This is a genomic window from Aeromonas media, from assembly GCF_000819985.1.
GTDB lineage: Bacteria > Pseudomonadota > Gammaproteobacteria > Enterobacterales > Aeromonadaceae > Aeromonas > Aeromonas media.
In genome coordinates, this window is the sequence record NZ_CDBZ01000218.1 from 1 (window position 1) to 4,865 (window position 4,865).

The following is a 4,865-nucleotide window of genomic DNA, read 5'->3' on the forward strand; positions in this document are numbered from 1 at the left end:
GTTTACGGGGCAGTTGCTAAGCTTAAAGTGTTAGGCTTAATGACGAATATATTGACTCTGCACGTATTTTCATCAAAAGAGACTTTCATACCATCTGTATCTATGATGAGCGCACCGGTCATCCCCTCGAAAAGGCATCATATACTTTACAGTTTATCATGATAACGAAAATCACCCCCATGAGCATTTCACAATAAACTAATCCTTGGTGCTATCTCACTGCAACAAGCTCAGCGCTAATTTGGGACGACTATTAGCTTGGCTTAATATACTGGCACTGGCCTGCTGCATGATCTGCACCCGAACCATGCGTGCAGACTCACTCGCTATGTCAGCATCCCGAATCCGTGCGCGAGCAGCACTCAGATTTTCATGGCTCGTACTCAAACTACGCCCTCTCGCTTCGAGCGAGTTAGCCTGAGCGCCAATCTGGGATCGCTGTACGCCAAGCTGCTTCATGCCTGCATCCAGGGTCCTAATAGCACGACTGGCGTTGCTCTCGCTCAGCACATCTATGTTATCGACTGTATATTTCTGCTTATCTTGAAGGAAAAATCCAAGAGAGCCCAACGTGTTACCTTCCATATCAATATTTGAATATCGAGTACCCGATGAGCTCAGTTCAAGTTGTCCAATATAAGTTGTACTACTCACATCCGTGAGTAAGGCAGAAAGTGATGGATTAGCAGAGATTGGTGGAATAGGAAGAGCCGGAGGTGCAGGCTGAGGTGGCTGGGGTGGATGAATGCTGCCATTTGCCAGAGTAAGGCTATTTCCTTGAGAGCTATGTATCGTGAGCTGATTATTAGCAGGGTTGTTGTTATACGAACCACTGACGGAAAATCCAAGACCAGCAGATTGTGCCGCCATGTTGATCTGATGGACGACCGTTGCCATCAACCAACTATTTTCCGACGTGGGGTTCACAGGATCCCAGCCAGTCATGTCGATGCCCGTTGTCAAATCCACTGTCTGTCCTTCGATATCGATATAGGAAGGAAGAGTGGACAGATCGATTGACGATCTTACCGAGAATGGGTGCTGTACAGCTTCTATCGGGCTCTGGTTATTTGGGAAGCTAGTGCTATTGATGTCAGCAACAAACGCTTCTAGCGTTGGATAGTTTGTGTCGAACGTCACGCCGTTGAGTGTGATAGGTTGGGCACCTAACTGAAGACCATCAATGCTGTGAGCACCAGGTTTACTGCTGGTTGGACTGCGAGACTGCCAAACCATTTCTCCAAGGTTTTTGGTTTGCGCATTCATATCTGTGATGACCATGTTTTGACCAGCATAAGCTCCTATAGAAAACACCCCTTCATATGTCCCGGCCAATAGGCTCTGTCCAGCAAAAGTTGTCTTGGTTGCGATCCGATCCATTTCCAAACGCATCTGCTGGAACTCCATATTGAGTGCTGCCCGGTCATCTGTCGAATTGATGCCACTACCAGCCTGCAGAGCAAGTGTACGCATACGCTGCATGAGATTCATCGACTCGTCCATTGCCCCATCAGCAACATTGATAACGGAGATGGCATCATTGATATTTCGAATTGCTCCATTGCTACCATTGATTTCGCTTGTCAGACGATTACTGATCTGAAGTCCCGCAGCATCATCTGCTGCGCTGTTGATACGCAAGCCCGAAGATAAACGCTTGAGAGATGAGTCAAAAGACCCCATCAGACTACTAAGATTACGTTGTGCAGCTATTGCAGTAATATTGGTACGAATTGAGAGTAACATCGTGTTCTCGCCGCAGAGTCTAAGATTCAATCTAGTCTTCAATTACTATCGGCATTACCATATGAATCTTTATTAAAAATTGACTTACGATGTGATCGGATTTAACTCCATACATCCAGACACTAGTCCCTACTCCACTGCGGAGGAGATAGTGTTGTAACTATGTGAATCGCCAACAGCTTTGTAGACTCCTCTACACTTTTATCTTGCAACCAGTACCAGAACCATCAAAAGTGCACCATCGTACACATTTGATTGATGTATTCTCACGCCATGGGTTAAGGTGTAACAACCTACACTTTTTTTCGTGATCATGATGGCAGACGCATCGTTGCAAACCGGCCCGAAAGAACTGGATCCCGCCTCCCTGGGGCTGGCGATACGCGAGAGACGCAAGGCCGCCAGGATGACCCAGGAGGTGACAGCCTCACTGTGCGGCATCTCCAAGAAGACCCTGATCAAGATTGAGAAGGGGGGGGATGTCTACCTCTCGACCCTGCTGCAGGTGATGAACGCACTGGGGCTGAGGTTGCAACTGGTGCAAGAAGCCGGGTCACAGTTAACGAGCGACAGCAGCCAATCAGAGGTCGGTGATGATGAGTGGTTCTGAGCGCCATCGGCTTGAACTTCGGCTGGGTAACCAGCTGATCGGCCATCTTGAATATGACTCCCAACGGGATACTTTTCAGCTCGGCTATACACCTGCATGGCAAGCTCGCGGCTTCCCGATCTCACCGCCGCTGGCGCTGGATGGTTCGGCCAGCAGCGCCCAGATCCGGGCGTATCTCGGCAACTTGCTGCCAGAAAATCGCGGGCTGGAGCACCTGATTGAAGCGCTATCTGTTTCGCGCAGCAATCTCTTTGCCCTGATCCACGGCATCGGCCGCGATGTCTCCGGGGCGGTCACCTTTACCCTGCCCGCAGAGCCCGATATTCCCACCCACTTTCGCCCCATCACCCCAGAGGAGTTGATGCTGCGGCTCGATCAGCCCGAGCTCTGGCCGCTGGAAGTCTGGGATGGTCGCCCCCGCTTATCGGTTGCGGGGGTGCAGGCCAAGCTCAACCTGCTGCGGCTCGAGGGGGCGCTGGGATTTGGCGAGGGTGAGATCTGTTCCACCCATCTCCTCAAGTTCGAGCACCATCCTCATCTGGTGATCAATGAGTTTGTGACCATGCGACTGGCCGCACTGCTGGGCATGCCGGTGGCACAGGTCGAACTGCACAGGGTCGGCCAAGGCGATAAGTCCCACCGAGGTTTGCTGGTAGAACGCTTCGATCGGCGTCTTGATGAAGATGGCTTGAGGGTTCGCCGTCGTCATATGATCGATGCCTGTCAGGGGCTGGGGTTTCCCGTCACCCGAAAATATGAACGCAACTTCGGTGACGGGCGGGATGTGGCCCATATTAGGGAAGGGGTGAGCCTGCCACGACTGTTCAGCCTCAGCGTCCTTTGTGTCAATCCGGCGCAGGCCAGACTGGACATGCTGCAATGGCTGCTCTTCAACCTCTGCGTCAACAATCACGATGCCCACGGCAAGAACTACAGCTTCTTCGTATCAAAAGCAGGGCTGATGCCCACCCCCTGGTACGATCTGGTCAATGTGGGGCTTTACCCCGAGTTCAACCAGCATCTGGCCATGGCCATCGGCGACGAGTTTGCTCCCGAGGCGGTCAACGCATGGCAGTTGCTGGAGATGGCCGAGGCGTGTGACCTGCCCAAACGCCTGTTGCAGCAGACCTTGCACAAGGTGGCCAGCGACATACTGCATCAGCTTGATGCCGCCATCGCCCTGGTCGAGACAGACAATCCCGCCGAGCTGGCTTATCTGGCGCGTTACAGAGACGACGTTGAGCGCCGTTGCCACCATTTTCAGGAGCAGGCGACGCTGTTGCCCGAGCTGCAACGGTAGCCGGACCTTGTCCACCCCAATTGGACGCAGCCCAGCCTTGAGCCCATGGCGGGCATTGCCTACAATGACCCACTTTTTATCACACTCAGGTCTATAAAATGAGCGACAACAAACCTGCACTGCCCGACCGTCTGGCGGCCAATCCGCGTAGCCCGCACCATGTGGCAGAGTGCTTCCAGCACGAGATCGGCATTCGCGTGAACGGCAAGGAGCGCACCAATGTCGAGGAGTACTGCATCAGCGAAGGTTGGGTGAAGATCCCCTCCCCCAAGGCCAAGGATCGCTACGGCAATGCCATGCTGATCACCGTCAAGGGCACCGTCGAGGCCTTCTACGCCTAAGCGGCCCTGACCGCGTGCCCCCTACAGGGGCGCAACTTTGTTATTTCAAAGCACCGGCCAAGCGCCGGTGTTCTGCGTTTTGGGCCGACCCTGGCTCATAGGCGGCCTCTCTTCCTTTGTTCTCCTTTGCCTTCCTTTACCTTCCTCCTCCCTTTCTTTCGCCTTTTTCCCTTCCGCCAGGGCCCTGATCCGGCTGGTATGCGGCCTTTTCGTCCAGGCAAGGCGGCGATCTTGTCATCCCTGCTGGTTTATCCGCACCATCACAGCACCGCTCATTCTCAGGAGCGTGGCTTGCCGGCCTGCCAGCGTTGCAGCGCGGCCCCCGCCAGCACCAGCAGGATGCCGAGCAGATCGCTCGCGGCCAGCCGTCCGGCCAGGGCATCGAGCAGTGCGCCCCCCGCCAGCTGGCCCGTGACGATGAGCAGGGCGCAGGCCAGGGCGCCGACACGGCCGATGGCCCAGCTGCTGATGGCGACGAAGAGCGCCCCCAGCACGCCGCCGAGCAGCAGCCAAGGATCGAGCCCGGCGAGCCGCTCCCAGGGCGCCCCCTTGAGGATGAGCAGGGCGCCGAGCAGCCCAAAGCCGAGTAGGTGGTTGGCGAGGGACGCCGTCATGGCGCCCCGGGCGCTGGCGAGGCGGCCATTGAGGGTGCGCGACAGGCTCACCGCCACGCCGTTGAGCAGTCCCAGCAGGATCAATATGGTCATGGTGTTTCTCCTAACCGAGCACGATAAGCAGGGCGCCGGCCATCACCAGCAAGGCGGCGAGCGCGTCCTTTCCCGAGGGGCGGCGGCGGGCCAGCCCGAGCCAGCCGAGGCCATCGCACAGGGCACCAAACAGCAGCTGGCCGAGCAGCAGCAGGGCCAGG

General features: G+C 55.4%; 6 protein-coding genes. 3 read left to right on the top strand and 3 right to left on the bottom strand.

Translation table 11 applies throughout. The annotated features are described in order from the left end of the window. Positions 1-216: 216 nt before the first annotated feature. Positions 217-1,746, bottom strand: a complete 1,530-nt coding sequence (locus BN1127_RS19540; protein WP_042650549.1) for a flagellin N-terminal helical domain-containing protein — start codon at positions 1,744-1,746, stop codon at positions 217-219. Between the two features lie 316 nt (positions 1,747-2,062). Here BN1127_RS19540 and BN1127_RS19545 point away from each other — a divergent pair, with 316 nt between their 5' ends. The 3 genes from BN1127_RS19545 (at position 2,063) to BN1127_RS19555 (ending at position 3,997) form a co-directional block, all read left to right on the top strand. After that, a complete protein-coding gene (locus BN1127_RS19545) occupies positions 2,063-2,356 on the top strand; it encodes a helix-turn-helix domain-containing protein (RefSeq protein WP_231557527.1) in 294 nt (97 codons plus the stop codon). Next, entirely contained in the window at positions 2,340-3,656 is a 1,317-nt protein-coding gene (locus tag BN1127_RS19550; protein WP_005332142.1) for a HipA domain-containing protein, read from the top strand. The genes BN1127_RS19545 and BN1127_RS19550 overlap by 17 nt, the downstream gene beginning before the upstream one ends. A gap of 98 nt (positions 3,657-3,754) precedes the next feature. Continuing rightward, positions 3,755-3,997: a DUF3297 family protein gene (locus BN1127_RS19555; protein ID WP_005332143.1), complete on the top strand. Its 243-nt coding sequence runs from the start codon at positions 3,755-3,757 to the stop codon at positions 3,995-3,997. A gap of 278 nt (positions 3,998-4,275) precedes the next feature. Here the strand turns inward: BN1127_RS19555 and BN1127_RS19560 are convergent, their stop codons facing one another. Both BN1127_RS19560 and BN1127_RS21885 read right to left on the bottom strand, forming a co-directional pair. Next, positions 4,276-4,704: a DMT family transporter gene (locus BN1127_RS19560; RefSeq protein WP_041205391.1), complete on the bottom strand. Its 429-nt coding sequence runs from the start codon at positions 4,702-4,704 to the stop codon at positions 4,276-4,278. Between the two features lie 10 nt (positions 4,705-4,714). Next, positions 4,715-4,864, bottom strand: coding sequence for a DMT family transporter (locus tag BN1127_RS21885; protein WP_331419545.1), 150 nt, complete (start codon positions 4,862-4,864; stop codon positions 4,715-4,717). Position 4,865: the final 1 nt, after the last annotated feature.

What these genes read in the sequence shown, in the direction of transcription:
- BN1127_RS19540 (WP_042650549.1), bottom strand. Translation starts at nt 1,746, where the DNA reads ATGTTACTCTCAATTCGTACCAATATTACTGCAATAGCTGCACAACGT.
- BN1127_RS19560 (WP_041205391.1), bottom strand. Translation starts at nt 4,704, where the DNA reads ATGACCATATTGATCCTGCTGGGACTGCTCAACGGCGTGGCGGTGAGC.
- BN1127_RS19550 (WP_005332142.1), top strand. Translation starts at nt 2,340, where the DNA reads ATGATGAGTGGTTCTGAGCGCCATCGGCTTGAACTTCGGCTGGGTAAC.
- BN1127_RS19555 (WP_005332143.1), top strand. Translation starts at nt 3,755, where the DNA reads ATGAGCGACAACAAACCTGCACTGCCCGACCGTCTGGCGGCCAATCCG.
- BN1127_RS19545 (WP_231557527.1), top strand. Translation starts at nt 2,063, where the DNA reads ATGGCAGACGCATCGTTGCAAACCGGCCCGAAAGAACTGGATCCCGCC.